This is a genomic window from Paenibacillus sp. J22FR21, from assembly GCF_056269135.1.
Genome location: NZ_JBWDNJ010000001.1, coordinates 786522 through 803470, shown reverse-complemented (window position 1 = coordinate 803470; position 16949 = coordinate 786522). Strand labels below are relative to the sequence as shown.

Annotated in this window: 19 protein-coding genes and 1 pseudogene; 6 read left to right on the top strand and 14 right to left on the bottom strand. The window is 49.2% G+C overall.

The genetic code is table 11. The annotated features are described in order from the left end of the window. Positions 1-131: 131 nt before the first annotated feature. The 10 genes and pseudogenes from AC0YNS_RS04085 to AC0YNS_RS04040 form a co-directional block, all read right to left on the bottom strand. On the bottom strand, positions 132-353 hold the full coding sequence (locus AC0YNS_RS04085; RefSeq protein ID WP_475779733.1) for a hypothetical protein: 222 nt from the start codon (positions 351-353) through the stop codon (positions 132-134). A 13-nt stretch (positions 354-366) separates the two neighbouring features. Next, complete coding sequence (locus AC0YNS_RS04080; RefSeq protein WP_475779732.1) at positions 367-1575, bottom strand: Ger(x)C family spore germination protein; 1209 nt, start codon at positions 1573-1575, stop codon at positions 367-369. Then, positions 1572-2681: a GerAB/ArcD/ProY family transporter gene (locus AC0YNS_RS04075; protein WP_475779731.1), complete on the bottom strand. Its 1110-nt coding sequence runs from the start codon at positions 2679-2681 to the stop codon at positions 1572-1574. Before AC0YNS_RS04075 ends, AC0YNS_RS04080 begins: the two co-directional genes overlap by 4 nt. Next, positions 2678-4222, bottom strand: coding sequence for a spore germination protein (locus AC0YNS_RS04070; protein WP_475779730.1), 1545 nt, complete (start codon positions 4220-4222; stop codon positions 2678-2680). The genes AC0YNS_RS04075 and AC0YNS_RS04070 overlap by 4 nt, the downstream gene beginning before the upstream one ends. A 163-nt stretch (positions 4223-4385) precedes the next feature. Next, positions 4386-5666 (bottom strand): erythromycin esterase family protein, encoded by a 1281-nt coding sequence (locus AC0YNS_RS04065; protein WP_475779729.1) that lies wholly within the window; start codon positions 5664-5666, stop codon positions 4386-4388. Between the two features lie 70 nt (positions 5667-5736). After that, on the bottom strand, positions 5737-6432 hold the full coding sequence (locus AC0YNS_RS04060; RefSeq protein WP_475779728.1) for a hypothetical protein: 696 nt from the start codon (positions 6430-6432) through the stop codon (positions 5737-5739). 24 nt (positions 6433-6456) lie between these two features. After that, positions 6457-7068, bottom strand: coding sequence for a nucleotidyltransferase family protein (locus AC0YNS_RS04055; protein WP_475779727.1), 612 nt, complete (start codon positions 7066-7068; stop codon positions 6457-6459). Positions 7069-7092: 24 nt separating this feature from the next. Further along, positions 7093-7455, bottom strand: a pseudogene (locus AC0YNS_RS04050) (GNAT family N-acetyltransferase); the annotation flags it as partial. A 24-nt stretch (positions 7456-7479) separates the two neighbouring features. After that, positions 7480-7605 (bottom strand): hypothetical protein, encoded by a 126-nt coding sequence (locus AC0YNS_RS04045; protein WP_475779726.1) that lies wholly within the window; start codon positions 7603-7605, stop codon positions 7480-7482. Between the two features lie 144 nt (positions 7606-7749). Continuing rightward, positions 7750-8751 carry an aminoglycoside phosphotransferase family protein gene (locus tag AC0YNS_RS04040; RefSeq protein ID WP_475779725.1) on the bottom strand — a complete coding sequence of 334 codons (1002 nt, stop codon included), beginning with the start codon at positions 8749-8751 and terminating at the stop codon, positions 7750-7752. A gap of 134 nt (positions 8752-8885) precedes the next feature. On the opposite strand from AC0YNS_RS04040, the gene AC0YNS_RS04035 reads away from it, so the two are divergent. From AC0YNS_RS04035 to AC0YNS_RS04025, 3 genes are all read left to right on the top strand, one after another. Further along, positions 8886-9704, top strand: a complete 819-nt coding sequence (locus AC0YNS_RS04035; protein WP_475779724.1) for a DeoR/GlpR family DNA-binding transcription regulator — start codon at positions 8886-8888, stop codon at positions 9702-9704. After that, entirely contained in the window at positions 9691-10986 is a 1296-nt protein-coding gene (murA, locus tag AC0YNS_RS04030) for a UDP-N-acetylglucosamine 1-carboxyvinyltransferase (protein ID WP_475779723.1), read from the top strand. The genes AC0YNS_RS04035 and murA overlap by 14 nt, the downstream gene beginning before the upstream one ends. Positions 10987-11055: 69 nt before the next feature. Continuing rightward, positions 11056-11847, top strand: a complete 792-nt coding sequence (locus tag AC0YNS_RS04025) for a Cof-type HAD-IIB family hydrolase (protein WP_475779722.1) — start codon at positions 11056-11058, stop codon at positions 11845-11847. A gap of 10 nt (positions 11848-11857) precedes the next feature. Here AC0YNS_RS04025 and AC0YNS_RS04020 read toward each other — a convergent pair whose 3' ends face one another. Further along, positions 11858-12715, bottom strand: a complete 858-nt coding sequence (locus AC0YNS_RS04020) for a polysaccharide deacetylase family protein (RefSeq protein ID WP_475779721.1) — start codon at positions 12713-12715, stop codon at positions 11858-11860. Positions 12716-12763: 48 nt separating this feature from the next. Continuing rightward, positions 12764-13630: a LysR family transcriptional regulator gene (locus AC0YNS_RS04015; protein WP_475779720.1), complete on the bottom strand. Its 867-nt coding sequence runs from the start codon at positions 13628-13630 to the stop codon at positions 12764-12766. A gap of 109 nt (positions 13631-13739) precedes the next feature. On the opposite strand from AC0YNS_RS04015, the gene dapA reads away from it, so the two are divergent. Then, positions 13740-14624: a 4-hydroxy-tetrahydrodipicolinate synthase gene (gene dapA / locus AC0YNS_RS04010; protein WP_475779719.1), complete on the top strand. Its 885-nt coding sequence runs from the start codon at positions 13740-13742 to the stop codon at positions 14622-14624. Positions 14625-14634: 10 nt separating this feature from the next. On the opposite strand, the gene AC0YNS_RS04005 is transcribed toward dapA, so the two are convergent. Next, on the bottom strand, positions 14635-14886 hold the full coding sequence (locus AC0YNS_RS04005) for a WecB/TagA/CpsF family glycosyltransferase (RefSeq protein WP_475779718.1): 252 nt from the start codon (positions 14884-14886) through the stop codon (positions 14635-14637). Further along, positions 14867-15373: a WecB/TagA/CpsF family glycosyltransferase gene (locus AC0YNS_RS04000; protein WP_475779717.1), complete on the bottom strand. Its 507-nt coding sequence runs from the start codon at positions 15371-15373 to the stop codon at positions 14867-14869. Before AC0YNS_RS04000 ends, AC0YNS_RS04005 begins: the two co-directional genes overlap by 20 nt. A 149-nt stretch (positions 15374-15522) precedes the next feature. Here AC0YNS_RS04000 and AC0YNS_RS03995 point away from each other — a divergent pair, with 149 nt between their 5' ends. Further along, positions 15523-16245, top strand: a complete 723-nt coding sequence (locus AC0YNS_RS03995) for an SDR family oxidoreductase (protein ID WP_475779716.1) — start codon at positions 15523-15525, stop codon at positions 16243-16245. A gap of 25 nt (positions 16246-16270) precedes the next feature. Then, entirely contained in the window at positions 16271-16918 is a 648-nt protein-coding gene (locus tag AC0YNS_RS03990) for a ThuA domain-containing protein (RefSeq protein ID WP_475779715.1), read from the top strand. Positions 16919-16949 lie beyond the last annotated feature (31 nt).

Genomic DNA, 16949 nt, shown 5'->3' with positions numbered 1-16949 from the left:
GTTTACCCTAATCGTAATCGTCATTGGTTCCCACCTCTACCGATGATTGATTATCCGGAAAGCAGCGTTCCAAATATCTCCATCATAGCACACAAAATGGATTAACTATTGGCTGTATTTATACCATATTTCTATTCCAGAATGCTGATCAAAGGTTTATAGAACGTTTCGAACATTTGCGTTGGACCAGGTACCTCCGGGTAATAGAGCAGCAGCAAGGCAAGCATGTATCCGATGGCCGTAAGAGCGGCAAATGCGGTTCTTTCTCTTCGGAGGTGTCGCAGTTTTGGCCATTCCATTACAATCATGATGACGAAAATTACCGTGATCCCTAATAAAGAACCCAATTTCATGGCGGTTTCCCCTTTATTTCTTCTTCACTTCGTTTTCAGGTCGGTTGACGCCAGCATCCACTAACCCTGGCGTAACGATTTTTGAAACCACTTGAACGTGAACTTGGACTTCCGGAAATTTCTCGTCCCAATTCACCTTATTGCGCTCCCACTCGTTCGGGTATTTCCTGTAAAAGATTTCGGCGAATTCAAAGATGTCCGACTGCAATTCCAATTGGACTCGCTGAAATAGGTACTTTATTTGGCCTTCAACATATTCGCTTAGTTCACCTTCCAATTGTTTTGCTAATTGCGGGTTTCTATAAGAAATGGCATTTGTGCTTTCGACTAGCCTCGCCTCGATGTTGATTTTGGCTGTCATGCTCCACTTCTTATTGCTGATTCGAGGCCGCATTGTAGTATGACTTCTTATTAAAGACAGCGATACCATGCCTTTCCCTTCTTTTGGAGCAAACGTTAAGATATTCGTTCTTAATTCGTTTCTAAGCAAGAGAAGCGACCTGGTTAATTCATCGTCAATTTTCCCAATCATCCTGCCATCTTTGAGAACGGCTGTCCCCTTCACGTACGGTGTTGACTGATTAGGGCTCGACGGTTGCTCCGATGGGAGATTCTTAACTAGCGGTAATGCGGCTGCTCCGGATTTACCGGCCAGCATTTGTGCCAACGATTTGATCGGCACGTCCATGACGGAATGGAGCTTGGTCATTGCCCGCAGCGTGCTAGCTGTGCTTTGTTCTAGCGGAGGCTGCTGCGCAAGTACGCTCTTCGCTGTTCCGTCGCTGATAAAAATTTTCAATCGCATCCGAGCATCCGGAAACCGCATCTTGACGTCGACGGTATCGCGAATGCCTTCCTTGGCGACCTTCTCGCTAAATATCAGAATCTTGTCATGTCCCCAAATGGCATCGCGAGGGAACATTTCTTGCAACTTTGAGAAGGCATCAGCCTCCGTCACTCCGGTGGCCGATCTCACATAAGTCGAGGGTGCCCCCCCGCCTGATCGCGAGTTTTCCTGGCCGCCGCTCCGTTTTTTCGGTACAAAAACTTGCACGGACAGCACAAGGCCGCCGGATTCATTCTTATCGATACCCGTAGCGAGGATGACCGCCACATCGTTGACTTCTTTTCGATCCCAGCAACCGGAGAGAGAGAGAAGGGTAATGACGCAACCAGACAAGAGCAGCCATTTGCCGGAGCATCTTCGACCTGCGTCGTTCATCCTCCATCCCTCCTTACTTGCGGTTGGAATTTGTTTCGCAAGATCGCGGCGAGAAGCAAGCCAGCCGGAAGAACCAATTCAAACGTCATGTTCTCAAACGGCGTACTCGTTCCGAGGTAATGAGCGAACTCTTGAATATTGGGAGAGACCCACAGCGTGAACAGGGCCAGCAGGATACCGCTAGGAAATACGATCGGACGGAATTCGGTTAAATGAAGCAGCTGTGAGGTTCCGAGCACGAACACGTAAAAGTAAATCGAGATTTTAATAAACGCACCGATAACCCAGATTGCCACCATAATCGCCTCTACATGTTCGAAGAAATCGGCTACGTTAATATAACGAATGGCCATCATGACCGGGTATTGCAGCTGAGAGGTGATGTCTCCGAATATAAATAAGGTCGCCATCGTGATTAAGACCAGCGTAACCATAATTACTACAGCCGCGATAGTCCCCCACTTCATCGCCTTCTGCGGATTAACCAAATTAGGCAGCAGAAAAGATACGAGCGCGAAATGTGCAAACCAGCCTCCTGTCGGGATTGCACCCTTCAACGACGGTTGAACCCCGTTAGCAAAGACGGGAAGCAGATTAAGAGGCTGCATGTCCGGAATGAGCAAGACGAGAATGATGATCCAGGAAAGGATGAGCAGCGGCACTAAAATCTGAGCACTTCTTGCGATCGCTTCGATACCTCCACGCACGGTAATCGCGCAAACCAACACCATGCTTGCGATGATAAACAGAATCGGCGTATTGCGCAGAAAAACACTCGTGACGAAATCCGCGTATTGCCTGACGATCATTCCGTTAATATGAAGAATGGCGAATAGATAACAAGCTCCGATGGCTTTTCCAAGTACGCTGCCGAATATGCGTTCGAGCTGTTGAATAAGTGTCTCGTTCGGATATAACTTATATAGCCGATACATGATAGATAGTACAATAAAACCGACAACGATCGCCCAAATCGGAGACATCCACAAATCCCGTTTAGCGAGTCTGGCCGTAAAGGCTGGAATAATGAGGTCGCCGGTAGCGACTATAGCCGGATACATGATCATAGCCAATTGCAGCGCGGATATTTTGCCTTTTTCAATCATTCCGACCCCTCCCCTTCTTTCTTGTTACGCCTTTGTCCGGGAGCTTGTCGATACTTGTTTATTGCGCCGGCCAGGGACGGACGGGTAGTCATCCTCCACCAGGGAGCACGAATAAGCACATCCTTCAGTTCGTGAGGTTTGAATGGCGCGAGCGGCGTCAAATATGGAATACCGAATGAACGCAGCGTGCTCAGATGGACCACGATGAGAATGAGCGAGAGAATGATCCCCAGTAAACCCAACATCCCGGCCATAAACATAATCGGAAAGCGAAGCATTCGAATCGTAATGCCCAGCGTGTAATGCGGCGTTAAGAAAGAAGCGATTCCGGTAATGGCTACGACCATAACCATCGGAAATGATACGAGACCGGCCGCCGTTGCGGCTTGTCCAATTACGAGCGCTCCGACAATGCTGACGGCGGGACCGACCTGTTTGGGAAGTCGTAAACCGGCTTCGCGGAGCGCCTCGAACGTGATTTCCATTAACAAAGCCTCAATTAATGCCGGAAATGGGATATCCTCTCGTGATTCCACAATACTCAGCAGCAAGATCGTGGGGATCATTTCATGATGGTACGTAAGTATGGCTATATAAGCCGAAGGCCCTAACAAACTGATTCCGATGAAGAGGTAACGAAGCCAGCGAACCATCGTGCCGATTATGAACCTATTATTATAGTCCTCCGGCGACTGCAGCAAGGAAAAGAACGTTGTCGGCGCGATTATCGTGAATGGTGTCCCGTCCACCAGTATTGCAACGCGCCCTTCTAATAAATTCGAGCAAGTTACGTCTGGGCGTTCGGTAGCAATAAATTGAGGAAACGGGGAATAAGGGTTTCCTTCCAGAAATTCTTCAAGATAACCGCTTTCCAAAATCCCGTCAACGTCAATTTGCTTTAAACGCGCAGTTATCTCACTCACTAAGGCAGAATCAGCTATTCCATCGATGTAGGTAATTACTACGTCCGTCTGCGTATATCTTCCGATCTTGATGCAGTTCATCTTCAGCTTCGGGCTCCTGATTCTCCTTAGCAATAAAGACGTATTGGTCATCAAGTTTTCCGTGAATCCGTCTCTTGATCCTCTGACGATGGATTCTGCGATCGGTTCTTCGATAGAACGATTGGTTGATTGGGATAAACCAAGTGCGAGGCCTTGATCTTCCAGATCAACAAGCAGAACCGGATATCCAATGGATACTCGTTCAATGACGTCTGCAATCTGGCATACGGTATATATTTTGGAAACCGGAATTTTCTCTTGAATAGCCTTTATAGATTCGCCGGCTTCCAGCCAGGAGCTTTGCGCGATGAGTGGGGCAAGCACAAATTCGTCTATGGCTTCTTTACCGGATAAGTTCTCAATATAGATCAGGGCGGCATTCCGTCTATTAGACAGGACGAATTCGTGAATAGTCACATATTCGCATTTATCGTAGATAGAGCGAAGCATTTGCAAAGTTTCATCGAGGTTCGCGGACAGAGGGCGTTTCAATTCTTGGTGTTGCGAATCGATGGGTGGTTGACGATACGCCTTCATGAAAGTTCATCCTCATATCTCGTTGGTAGTTTCCGTCCTATGACGCTCGTTCGACATCTCTATGCAGGATTTCCCAATTCCATCGTGAGTATGCGCGCCTGCCGCCTTCATAGAAGAAGGAGCTAAGCACACGCAGGCTTAGCTCCTTCTTTTGCTTACATCTTTAAACCGTGGCCGGAATTAACGGCTGAAGCGCGTTCGATCGGTCGATAAACACGAAGGCATCATAGCGTTCCGCCATGACGCTCGGGACATAATTTCCTCGCTCGTAATGCGGATGATAGACCACGCCAATCGCGCGATGGCCGTACGTATGATGGAAGACCTCCGTATCCGTCCCTCGGAAAATCAACCATTGATCGTATGCACCTGCTTCGTGCATCAGATCCTCCCAGCTGCCGCGCTGCGCTTCCGGTACACGCAGCACCTCAAGCGGAGATTCCCAGGCATCAGCTGCGATGACTGTACCGCTATGTGTCCCGAATCCGATGGCGAAGACTTCCATATCTTCGCTCTGCTCGCGGAGAAGCTGACCCACATTCACCATACGGTCTGCTTCCATATCTGTAGCACGCGCGTCTCCGATGTGAGTGTTGTGCTCCCATACGATTGCTTTTGCAGAAGGACCGTAGAAATGCATGACTCGATTAAGCGCCTCGACCATATGCCGATCCCGAATGTTCCACGAATCAGGTCCGCCCTTCACCATGGCCTGGTAATAACGCTCGGCATTAACGGCAACGAGCGCATTGATCTCATCATTCAACAGCGCTTCATGCGTGCCGCCTGCTCGATTGCGCTTCGCTTCCAGCTCTCTCAACAGTTGAAGCACTTCATCCTGGCACATCTCGGAGAAGAATGCGGCAGACATGCCATAGTTCTGGCCATCCCGGCTGTGAGGCTCGAAACAGGAGAAGGCGTTCAGCGCTGCAGCAAGCTCCGGCGAATTCGTCCTCTTCAGATGCTTGATAATTTCGTCCATCGACTCCCAGAGACTGTACACATCAATACCATAGAATCCAATCCGATATTCCTCAGGCAGCTCGCGATTATACTCGCGCAGCCAAGATATGAGCTCCGCCGTTTCACGGTTCGCCCACATCCACGACGGCCAGCGATCGAAGGATTGCAGCACTTCGTCGACGGAGCCTAGTGCCTCTGGGTGATGCTTGACGTACTTGTTTACTTCATAACAGGAGGGCCAGTCACCCTCGACTGCGATGAAACTAAATTGATACTGTTCAATCAGCATTTGGGAGAGCGCCGTTCGATTCGTGTAAAACTCACTCGTTCCATGACTCGCTTCGCCCAGCAATACATATTTCGAGCCGGCCGATGCGTTCGCAAGATGCAGAAGATCCACAGGCTGATCCAAGCGGTTTGCTCGTTGCTTGATCGCATCGACTATTTCCTGTCGATCGTTCGTTCGTCCTTTAATGCTCATCGTAGAATGTCCCCTTCTCTTCTCGCAAACTAGAAAATATAGTGTTTATATTTTCCAATTTGCGCAAGAGTTATGAGCTACGCTGGTAAGGCCGCTTCATTAATACAACATCTACCTTCCCACTCAGCAGCGTTGGTCCGGTTAAGTGCAAGCGAATACCTTGTTCGTTGTCACCTTCTTCGAAGTGAACCTGTAACGGTAAAGACTGAACATCGAAGACATTGTCACCGCGCTGAATTAATGGCGTTTGCGTCCAAACCTGTGGAAGTCGGTCAACGATAAGCGAGGCGGAATCAAGATCGAATCGCACCTCGCAAGTATGCTCATCATCCTCTGACTTCGCATAATAAACCCCTGCAAATCGCTGCAAATCCACAGTCACAGCCTCGTTATTCGTGCCGGCCTCCAGTCCCATAAAAGCCAACAGCTTCTGCTCGTCTTCCGACCAAGCCCCTTCCGTGTTGTCGTACAGGCAGCTGTCTATGATTACAATCTCATCCGATGATTGAACTGCGTTGCTGAATTGTTGCCATTTGGCAAGAGCGGCATCGATGACTTTCTGATAGCTCCCGTTCTCGAGGTCGTGCACAACCTGATGCAGCGAAGCCGAATCCTCGAAGACATAAACAGGATGACCGACCTCTTCTTCATACCACCATCTATGCTTCAACCCGGCACGGGTAAGTGCTCCTGAGATAAATTGTGCAGAGGTAGATTTGCCCGATCCCGGAATCCCTTCAAGCAGAATAAGCTTTGTATTCGTCATCGCACGTCTCCCCCTTAGGCGTCGCTATTTATCCCATGGAATGACCGTCAATGCCGGCCAGTTGGCCTTCCATTTCGCCGCTTTCTGCAGATAGAATGGTTCCGTGATCTGTGCCTTATTGGCTCGTACGATTAGCCCGAACAGATCATTCAATCCGAATGGCGCATAGATCTTCCAGGTGCCATCTTCAGCCCTTCTGAGCCCAATTGCCGTCGCCGTTGTCGGCCAACAGTTTATGGCTGCTTCTAATGATCGATAGGGCTGGATCGGATAGCCGTAATGGTTTTCATACCAAAGATGAACGCGAGCTTGATTCTTCACATCCAGCTGATAGGGCAGTTCGCCGAACGATTCTCTGACTCTGTCGATGATCTCTCCTTCTTTGTCGTACGACAAATCCTCGTCATAATACACAAAGTCAAGATCCTTTATCCCATCATTCAGCGGACGCCCGCACAGATAATTCCAGACCGTCTGCGTCACGCAGCCTGCCCCTATGTAATAGTGCTCCAATTGGAACGACGATGCCTTCGCCAACACTTGCTCCAGTACAGGATTCATTAGAACAATCCGGATAAGACTGTCCATCTGCGTTGCAATATCTTGATTCTGAGCAACGTATGACTTCACGATCATTCCATCTAACTCCTCGGCTTTATATTATTCATTGCGAAATACAAACACCGGCCCATGCCACTGATCATTCTGAATCCACTCTACCTGATAATTGCCTTCCCCGATATAATCTGAAATAACTTGTTTCCAAAAGGTATGCGCGTATGTATTGCCGGATGTTTGCCGTATTTCCCAACAACCGCGATGCTGCTCCATGATGTAGAGAGCCACCTTCCTCCCAACGCCTTTTCGCCGATATTTTCGCATGATGAAGAAATCACCGATGGTATGCGTACGTTCAGCAGTACTCAGCTTCATATACTCAGGTGGCACTTCCAGGCTTACAAGAGCAAATCCCGCAATCTCGCCGTCTACCTTGATTAGATATGGACGCCGATAGTCGTCTGTCCACTGATGATCGAAGTATTTGTATTAATAGAAGCCATGCTCATTCAGCACATGTCCATCAAACTCGCTGCTATCATAACGGTATAGTTGAATGAGCTGGTAGAGGATCGTTTTGTCCTCGTATGGGAGTACAGTTACTTCAAGGTTCAACGGGTTCTCCTCCTTCTTGGCCAAATTTTGCATCATTGTTGATTCCGACAATCTAACGAACCGTAGCGGCGTTATTTCGAGAAAAATAGAGCTGAAATCTACATAGTCTGAGCTCGAGATAAACAGCTAAGTTACAGGTTGAACCTAAACCGAGTACAACCTCAAATATTCCGGATAAGCACGAAGATGTGTCGCTTGTGCCCTTGCTTGCGTCTTCTCTCTCAGCTCCGGGATCGTCTCCGCATCAACGTAATCAGCAAGGATGTCGATGACGTCATCCAGCAAACTGGCTCGAAAATATATCGATAGTCGCTCATAGAGCTCTTCGCCTGCCTGCTCGATCACTTTCCCCTCCCAATTAGGCCAATCAGCTGACTTATATAGCGGCCATAACAGGACGGAATAATCCATCGCCGCATCTCCGTTTGCCGATAAGTCATCCCAGTCAATCATCCAAATCTCACCGCGCTCATCCACCAGCACATTGTTCCAGCCCAGATCATTATGGACAACATCGTTCGCTGTTTTCCGGAAAGCCGGATGGGCATATACCGTCTCTCGCAACGCTCGAATCTCAGCATCAAACCAATCCAAGGTCTCCTCCGTTACAAAATGAAGCAAATGCTTCCCTTCCCTAATCGTAACCATATCTCCCTCGAAACGAGAAATGTAAGCATCAGCGAAGGCATCTGCATAAGTAAACGTTTCGTCTCTGCGAACAAGAGCCGTCGCGAGCTCTTGATCACGATGCAACTGCTGTAACTTGATCAACACCTTCGAAATCGCAGCTGATGCATTCGAGATCGATGACAAAGAATCGCCACGAATATATTCGAACACCAGCCCATATCGATAATCGGGTATGATTTCCTCTCGAATTTCGAGGATTAGCCGTGGGGCGTTATAGCGGCTCGACAACTGCTGGCTGACAACAGCCCATTGCTGAAGGCGATGCATTTTCGCATGAGGTGCGAGTTTGAGATGCCTCATCATCTTCCCATCCGTTACCCGATAGGACTGATTCACAAATCCACCGGGATTGTAAATATAAGTAACCTGCACTTCAGTCCCCTGCTGCAGCCCTAACGAGGCTGCATTCGACTCCGCCCACTGCCGAATAAGGGTTTCGTTACGTTCAATGTTCATGTTCTTCTCCCTTTCGTCACGAATAATGAACAACCATGAAGAAAACCGAATAAATCAATTGACAACAATGAACAATACGGAATAGGATATAGGCAAAAGAGTTCTATTAGTTAGTAAAAGCCGCGGAGGTCACCATGCTCGCAGAGGAACGAAGGCAGCGCATCCTGGAGATGCTTGCCAAGGACGGCCGAGTCGTTGCACAGGAGCTGGCACAACAATTTCAGCTTTCTATTGATTCGATTCGCCGTGATTTAACCATTATGAAGGAGCAAGGCCTCCTTCAGAAAACATACGGAGGCGCGATACCGCTAGCTCCGAATGAATCGCATAAAGTACGTGCCAAACCGCAGCCGAAGAATATTCGGTACGGGGAAGGCGCGCCGCACCAGAATGCCATTTCTAAATTAGCCGCTTCTTACATTCAACGGAACGATACGATCTTCATTGGCGGAGCCGGGATTCAGTACGGCATGTTGAAATATCTCCCCAACGACTTTCCTTTCACCGTCGTTACGAATTCTCTTATGATCGCAGAATCCATTCGATCCATGACTCATATTGAAGCCTACCTTGTCGGCGGTAAGCTTAGAGCTGCCGGTGAAAGCTTGATTGACGTCATTGCCGTCGAAATGATCAGCAGATTTAATTACGATATCGGATTTATTACCGGCGGCGGAATAGCACAGAACGGCATTTGCGTCGCAACTCCGGAGAATGCTGCACTGATTCGAGCAGTAGCTGATGCCTCTCAGTCAACCATTTGTCTTGCGCCTCACGAGAAGATTGGCGTCCGTAGCTTTGCCACCTCTGTCCCCTTGCAGCAGATTAATTTGCTTATTACCGACCAGAAGGCTCCCGATCCCTTTATACAGGAATGTGAGAACCGTAACATCAATGTCATCATTGCCGATGAACACTATTCAAGCGGAGGCGTAACCGATGAAAGCAATTAGTGTGGAATGGTCCAACTCTCTTCATGGCAGCGTTCAAATCCCCGGTTCCAAGAATAGCTCACTAGCACTGCTTGCAGCAGTTTGTTTGGCCGATGAACCAGTCACGCTGCTCGGTATACCGGACATTGCTGATTTGCGAGTGATCTATGAAATGAGCCGTGAAATCGGACTTCAGGTCGAGCGTCATGAATCAGGTGCCATTACATTGGACCCGCGAAATATCGCGAGCACGGTGCTTGATCCCGTTAAATCGTCTTCTTTCCGTGCTGCCTATTATTTCGTCGGTTCACTTCTAGCCAAATTTGGCAAAGTTTCTGTCGGATATCCCGGCGGTGATGACTTTGTCAGCCGTCCCATGGATCAGCATATCAAAGCACTCCAGATGATGGGCGCAACGTTCACGTTTCAACCGACCTCCTACACTGTAGAAGCTAAAGAGCTGCATGGTGCGACAATTTACTTTGACATGATTACATCCGGCGCAACGATTAACGTCATGATGGCAGCCGTGCGTGCGAAAGGCACAACGGTATTGCTCAATGCGGCTCGTGATCCGGAAGTTACAGATACCGCAAATCTGCTCAATCGATTAGGTGCCAGAATAACCGGAGCCGGCACAGATACCATTCGCATAGAAGGTGTTACATCCCTGCACGGCGGTACCTATACAGTCATACCGGATCGGCTGATTGCCGGTGCATTCCTGATGGCAGCCGGCGTTACAGGCGGATCGGTTACCGTGGATAATGTGATCCCCGAGCATCTTTCTTCCTGCTTAGCGAAGCTGCGTGAAATTGGGATGGAGCTGGATGTGCACGATAACGCCATTACCGCACACTCAACCGGAATCCTTCGTGCTACGAGAGTGCGTACGGCCATGTATCCGGGTTTTGCAACTGATCTGCAGCAGCCATTGACGGCGTTACTTACCCAAGCCCGCGGCAAAAGCATCATCGGCGAGCGGATCTATCCGGCTCGATTCAATCATGCCCATCAGCTTATTCGCATGGGTGCGGATATTAAGATCCGCTCTGGCGTAGCCTCAATCATAGGCGGAAGCGTATTGCACGGTACATTGGTACACGCTTCAGATGTTAGAGCCGGCATATGCTTGATTCTTGCCGGTCTACGCGCGGAAGGCACAACCACAATTGCCGGTGTTCAGCATATCGATCGCGGTTATGAGGATGTGGTTGGCTCCTTCCGCTCACTGGGCGCGAACATCAGCATGTACGATAGCAGCGAAATGCCAGCCCACAATTGGATCACCGGCACTAAATAAAGAATCTGTCCGAGAGCAGCTTGCCGCATGTGGCGGGCTGCTCTCTGTCGAATGGAGATGGGAGAAGACATGCAAGCAGCTGCTATTGTACTAGATTTAGACGGTACGTTATTAAATTCGAATAAAGAAGTCAGTCCTCGCAATCTGCGAGCTGTGAGGCAGTGCCGTGAGCGTAATATTCCTGTCATTATCGCTACGGCAAGACCGCCTCGTGCGATTATGCAGCTGCTGCCTGCGGAATTGTTAGATCTGGGGATTATGATTTATTACAATGGAGCGCTGGTTGTTAGTGAGCGTCTGGACATTCATGAACATTTTCCACTTGATCCATTGCTTCTCGGTGAGCTCATCACCTATTTACAGTCGTTTGAATATTCGCCTCAAATTTCAGTGGAATCCAGTGATCGATGGTATAGCCATACGGAATCCGATTACAGCACCATAATTAAGGTCCAAGATAGACCGGAGTTAATCCCATTGGAGGAGCTTACAGCACTTGTTGCTTCTAAATTATTGGTGACGCACTTCAAAGCTATTGATGAGCTGGTAAGCCAGTATGGCAAGCGCGCGAATATTCTTCACACAGATGCCGGACAACTCATACAGATCATGTCCACCCAAGCAACCAAAGAAGAAGCGCTGAAGATGGTTTGCTCGCGTCTCAACATCACTCCTGAACAGGTTATCGTCTTTGGCGATGATTATAATGACCTTGGTTTGTTCCGAATCTGCGGTTATCCGATCGCTATGGGGAATGCCATCCAAGAGCTGCATGAGATTGCCTATCGAGTAACGGATACGAACGATAATGATGGGGTCGCTCTTGTACTGGAACAACTTCTATTAGAAGCAGAAGCCTAGTAGTTGTGTATTACTGACTTCTCTGCATGTCTCGAATTTCTTTCCAAGAAACGAGACGTATGCCATCTCTCATCATGTGACGCCTGACATCCTCGTCCAGCAGCAATCGAAATTCGATCTCCCTTTCACGTGCGCAGGATGTATACGGTTTAAGCTCAGGTGTGCGTATGGAAGGATGAACCGTCCATTGCGTGACTCCCGGTTTTAGATTCTCCATCAGCTTCATGAGTTGATCCTTTGCTGTCTCGTATCCCATCGATTCGTCCATGCAGTACGGCAAAGAAATCAAATCGTCGATTAGCAAGATCCCTCGCTTCCTTGCAGTCTCGATCCTGGCCTGAAACATCATCTTCAGCTCTGATGTAATAAATGACTGCTCCACGATGCGTGTCGGCAAGTTAAAGGGAAGTCGGTACTTCGCGCATAAATCAAACACAATCTCCAGAAAATCTCGCCCTCCTGTCAGTCCCATAATCGTGCCCCCATGACTGTCCAGATGGGTCGGGTCGATGCCGAGGGTTAGGGCAAGCTGGATCTGCGACTCTAGCTCGCAGCGAATTTCTTCCGGGTCGCCATGCTGCCCAATATACGATAAGTCGCTATGCAAGAAACCGTCCGCTGTCACTAAACTGGACAGCCTCTCTGATTGATACACAGGTCGATATGGATGGGTTTGCTCGCTGGATAAGGTTAGATGAATGCCAATATGACTATTGTCATCTTGCAAGCAGAGCCGAGCCGCCTCTCTCGCACCTGGACATGGCATCATAATGGAAGCCGATGCAATGGCGCGGCTTGCAAACAGCTCCGAGACAGCCTCATTCGTCCCCTGCGTAATTCCCAAGTCATCCGCGTTAATAATTAACAAGCGATCCTCTGCTGTACAACCCAACATGTGAAGTACGCCAACCACCCCTTAATACAACAAATCGATAAAGTCTTGCAAGGCATGAGAGATCCATTTCTTCGGGTGAAGGATAAGCTGCAGGTCCAGTCTGATATCTGCATGAGAGAATGGCAGTACAGCCAGTTCGCCACGTTCAATCTCTTCTTGCACAGCCATTCGAGGCAGCAAAGCGATACCTGAGCCAGCCTTTAAGCAGCGCTTAATCGCTTCCGGATTACCGAGCTCCAAGCCAACGCGGTACGAAATGCCTTGCTCCTGCAGGACCCGTTCCAGCATCGTCCGATAATTGCAGGTGGGCTCGGACATCAGCCACTCTGCGTCTTGAAGCTGTTCTAATTGAATGGCTCCGATCGATGTAACCGGATGATCGGCACCTGTAACCAGAACCAGCGGTTCTTCACGTATAGCCGTCCAAGTTAGCGGGGAATGAGCAGGTTTATTTTCCAGTAAGAGTCCCAGATCATACTCCCCTTCTCGCACCTTCTCCACAATCGCAGCTTCGCGATCCGGCTGAATCCGGATTGTAAGTGCCGGATACCGCTGCCTCATCTGCTGAATAAAGGGTGGAAGATAATACGAAGCAAGCGAGTCAATCGTCCCGATCGTCAAAGTTCCCCCGCCTTGAACGGCAAGCATCCCCTTGGACTGATCAAACAAATTCAGCATCTGAACAGAGATCTTGAGCAGCTCTTCTCCTGCCAATGTCAGCCGCAAGCTGCGACCAAACCTTTCGAACAGCTTTACCCCGTACAGCTGCTCCAGCTTCTGGATTTGCATCGTCACGCTGGACTGCGCATAGCCAAGCTCTCCCGCTGCTTTCGTGTAGCTTTGATGGAATGCGACCTCCCGAAAGGTCTGGAAATAAGTAAGATCCATATCGTCACCACTTCAATATTATTGATAACACTCATCACTTATTATAGATAACTGTGATGCGAAAGAACATGTTAAAGTGATAGCAACTACACTTTAGGAGGATGCTGTCATGCTGAATGAACGCGATTTAAGGGGAACTTATGTACCTACGCTTACACCATTCTTGCCTACGGAAGAGCTGGATTTGGAATCCTACCAGCGTTATCTGTCGAATTTGCTGCAACATCATATACAAGGCATTGTCGTTAACGGAACCACCGGTGAAGCACCGACTGTAAGCTGGGACGAAGTAGCAACAATCTTCTCAGCGACCAAACAGACGATGACACGGTGCAATCATGAACTGCCGATCATTGTCGGTACGGGAACGAACAGCACCCGCTCCACCGTTCAGCGGACCGAATTAGCCGCTGAGCTGGGCGCAGATGCCGTCCTCGTTGTAACGCCATATTACAGCCGTCCTTCGCAGGAAGGCGTGATCGAGCATTTTCGCAGAGCTGCCGAAGTCGGCGTGCCCGTTATTGCATACGAAGTACCTGCTCGAACTGGGCTGCAGTTAACTTCGGAAACGGTTCGCAGAATCTTAGATCTACAAGGTGTCATTGGATTAAAGGACAGCACAAGCAACACACAGCTCCTGACCCAGTTTGTACAATCGGATACGAAACCGATCCTCTGCGGCAATGATCAAACCTACTTGGAGATGTTAGCCAACGGAGCAACCGGAGGCATATTAGCATCGGCGAATGTTCATACCGAACGGTTTGTGCGATTATTCAACCACGTGTCACAAGGAGAAATGATCGAAGCGCAGAACCTATTCCATTCGCTCACTCCTATGATTCATGCCCTGTTTCAAGAGTCTAATCCCGCACCGCTCAAATGGATCCTGGCTGAGCAAGGCCTTCTTGCCTCACCTTCGCTGCGCTTGCCTATGAGTCCGATTAGTGCCGGTTTAGCTCAACAATTAAACCGATTGCTGCTGCAGCGCTGAGTACACTGCTCTAATTCTTGTCCTTATACATCAATGCACGAATTGCAAAACGCGGCAATATCAACTGTCTGCGCCATCTGGAAGGCTGGTTAAGCAGTCGATACAGCCACTCCACGTTCCACTTCTGCCAGATCGCCGGCGCTCGCTTCACCGTTCCGGCGATAATATCCAAGCTGCCGCCGACCCCCATGGCAATCCTCGCGTTAAGCATGCTCTTATAGCGGTAGATTAGCTGTTCCGATCTAGGCGCACCTAAAGCCACGACCAGGATATCCGGAACTCAGCCTCCCAATCTCTGCGATAATGCCTCCTTCTTCGTGTTCGCCATAGAAGCCATGATGTCTGCCAATAACCTTCGCACCGGAATAGCTCCGTTCAATCTCTTCCGCCGCTAATTGATTGGTCTCTTCACTCGCACCAAGCAAGTAATAGGTTCTGGCAACCGGCCCTTTTGACTGCAGCAGCTGCAGGAGCAGGTCGCAGCCGGTTACGCGTTCAGGAAGCGGATTTCCCTTCAGCCGGGAAACCATTACGATGCCCATGCCGTCCGCTGTGAGCAGTCCCGCTTCTTCTACAATACTGCGCAGCTGCGCATCATGCTGACAGGACATTGTAATTTCGGGGTTAAGCGTAACAACATGAAATAATTCAGATCGACGTTCGTCTATAGTTTGATCAATAATGGCAATCGTTTCTTTCATCGTCAGCTTAGGAACCGGAATTCCCATAACCCTTGAATAGCTCTTCATTCGTCGTGAAGCCACCTTTTGCCGAAAGTTAGAATTCGCTTACATAGCCAATATTACCCTTTAGCAGCAACCAGAAAAAGAGTAAAATGGAAATAGGCACGATTATTTCCACCACTACTACTCGATCGCATAAGGAGATGGCTGCTCAGATGAAACGATTTGCCTTCGTAACAGGCGCTGATCGCGGGCTTGGCTTTGCGCTTGTGAAAGGACTTCTTCAAGAACAGTTTCACGTGATAGCTGGTCACTATTTGGATCAAAGTCCGCAGCTTGAACAGCTCGCGTCTGAGGTTCAGGATTCCCTCAGCTTAGTGAAGCTGGACGTCGCGAGTGATCGAAGCGTGGCCGAAGCGGCAGCACAAATAGCCGCCATGACCGACACCTTGGATCTGGTGCTCAATAATGCCGGTATATTAGGCGACATTCAGGCGACCATTCTGGATCCGCTTCCATTTGCCGACATGCAGCAGGTGTACAATGTAAACACGCTCGGACCGCTGCGCGTCACCAATGCGCTTGCTCCTATGGTGCTGCGCAGCGAATCCAAGCTGTTCGTCACGATCTCCTCGGAAGCCGGCAGCATTGCCGATTGCGAACGTACAAGCTGGTTTGGCTATTGCATGTCGAAGACAGCGCTGAATATGCAAGGTGCACTTATCCATAACGAAGTGAAGAAGGCCTTCGGGCAAGTCCTGCTCCTCCATCCAGGCTGGGTACAATCGTACATGAGCGGGACGTTAAATACCGAAGCGACCCTCACTGCAGATCAATCTGCAGCTCATATTATCCAACGCATCCTTGAGCTCAAACCGAATGAACCGTCCGATAAGCCGCTGTACAGAGACTACTTAGGAAATGAAATGCCTTGGTGAGAACGAGAAAGCGAGGGATAATGCGATGACTGTAAATACTCGGAAGCATGTGCTCGTGCTTGGCGATAATGCAAAGGCGCCTTACCATCCACTGATCAACATTCAAGAGGAACTCTCTGCCATTCTTGGCGAGGAACAATATGAAATCAGTTACACCGATAATTACAATACATTGGATGTCGATATTCTGCATGCCTGCGATCTGTTTATCTCCTACACGGACTGTTGGAGCTCACCAATTGAAACGGACCAAGCTGCTGCTTTGATGCAATATGTACATCAAGGAGGCAGTCTGCTGGTTATCCATAACGGAATCTCGCTTCAGTCCCGAGAGGAATGCGTCGAGCTCATCGGTGCGCGCTTCACCGGACATCCGGACTATCAAAGCCTTGAATTTCATTTCTCCGATACGGAGCATCCCGTCACAAGTGGCGTCGTCCCCTTCTTCCTTGAAGAAGAGCCGTACAGGTTCGAATTTCATCCGGCAAGCAGCGTCAGCGTGTTGATGGAATATGCAATGGAAGGTCAACGTTATCCGGCCGCTTGGACCGCTAACCGCGGTCGAGGCAGGTTGGTCTATCTGATGCCCGGGCATCATAAGCCCTCTTTCCTGCATCCGGCCTGCCGACAATTGATCCGCAACAGCGCGAATTGGCTGACAGATCAGCTCTAATACATTCATGCATTTGTGCCGGAGGGTATTT

Coding starts and splice junctions, on each gene's coding strand:
- AC0YNS_RS04085 (WP_475779733.1), bottom strand. CDS start 353: ATGAAATTGGGTTCTTTATTAGGGATCACGGTAATTTTCGTCATCATG.
- AC0YNS_RS04080 (WP_475779732.1), bottom strand. CDS start 1,575: ATGAACGACGCAGGTCGAAGATGCTCCGGCAAATGGCTGCTCTTGTCT.
- AC0YNS_RS04075 (WP_475779731.1), bottom strand. CDS start 2,681: ATGATTGAAAAAGGCAAAATATCCGCGCTGCAATTGGCTATGATCATG.
- AC0YNS_RS04070 (WP_475779730.1), bottom strand. CDS start 4,222: ATGAAGGCGTATCGTCAACCACCCATCGATTCGCAACACCAAGAATTG.
- AC0YNS_RS04065 (WP_475779729.1), bottom strand. CDS start 5,666: ATGAGCATTAAAGGACGAACGAACGATCGACAGGAAATAGTCGATGCG.
- AC0YNS_RS04060 (WP_475779728.1), bottom strand. CDS start 6,432: ATGACGAATACAAAGCTTATTCTGCTTGAAGGGATTCCGGGATCGGGC.
- AC0YNS_RS04055 (WP_475779727.1), bottom strand. CDS start 7,068: ATGATCGTGAAGTCATACGTTGCTCAGAATCAAGATATTGCAACGCAG.
- AC0YNS_RS04040 (WP_475779725.1), bottom strand. CDS start 8,751: ATGAACATTGAACGTAACGAAACCCTTATTCGGCAGTGGGCGGAGTCG.
- AC0YNS_RS04035 (WP_475779724.1), top strand. CDS start 8,886: ATGCTCGCAGAGGAACGAAGGCAGCGCATCCTGGAGATGCTTGCCAAG.
- murA (WP_475779723.1), top strand. CDS start 9,691: ATGAAAGCAATTAGTGTGGAATGGTCCAACTCTCTTCATGGCAGCGTT.
- AC0YNS_RS04025 (WP_475779722.1), top strand. CDS start 11,056: ATGCAAGCAGCTGCTATTGTACTAGATTTAGACGGTACGTTATTAAAT.
- AC0YNS_RS04015 (WP_475779720.1), bottom strand. CDS start 13,630: ATGGATCTTACTTATTTCCAGACCTTTCGGGAGGTCGCATTCCATCAA.
- dapA (WP_475779719.1), top strand. CDS start 13,740: ATGCTGAATGAACGCGATTTAAGGGGAACTTATGTACCTACGCTTACA.
- AC0YNS_RS04000 (WP_475779717.1), bottom strand. CDS start 15,373: ATGAAGAGCTATTCAAGGGTTATGGGAATTCCGGTTCCTAAGCTGACG.
- AC0YNS_RS03995 (WP_475779716.1), top strand. CDS start 15,523: ATGAAACGATTTGCCTTCGTAACAGGCGCTGATCGCGGGCTTGGCTTT.
- AC0YNS_RS03990 (WP_475779715.1), top strand. CDS start 16,271: ATGACTGTAAATACTCGGAAGCATGTGCTCGTGCTTGGCGATAATGCA.